The organism is Streptomyces sp. NRRL F-2664, assembly GCF_000719345.1.
In the GTDB taxonomy this organism is placed as follows: Bacteria; Actinomycetota; Actinomycetes; order Streptomycetales; family Streptomycetaceae; genus Streptomyces.
Window position 1 is genome coordinate 1 of record NZ_JOFX01000508.1, and the last position, 287, is coordinate 287.

General features: G+C 76.3%; 1 protein-coding gene. It reads right to left on the reverse strand.

Translation table 11 applies throughout. From position 1 onward, the window contains the following. Positions 1-287: hypothetical protein (locus IF89_RS40100; RefSeq protein ID WP_043195127.1), on the reverse strand; the 287-nt coding region annotated here is incomplete at both ends.

Below are 287 nucleotides of genomic sequence, written 5' to 3' on the forward strand. Positions count from 1 at the left end.
GCCGCGGTCGTCGAGGGTGCGCAGGCGGGTCGCGGCCAGCGCCGGGACGGGAGATCCGGGGATCTCCTCGTAGGCGATCTCGGTCACCGCGCCGAGGGGCGAGGCGACCTTGGTGATGACGGGGCCGTGTCCGGCCAGCGGCCGCCCGTACTCCAGCAGGGTGGCGGCGCCGTCCCCGGCGGTCGCCTTGCGGACCAGGCCGTCCTGGAGTTCGAGGACGGCCGTCAGCCGGTGGCCGTCGCCGGAGCGCGGGGGTGCGGTGAAGACGACCCGGCCGTCGTCGTAGG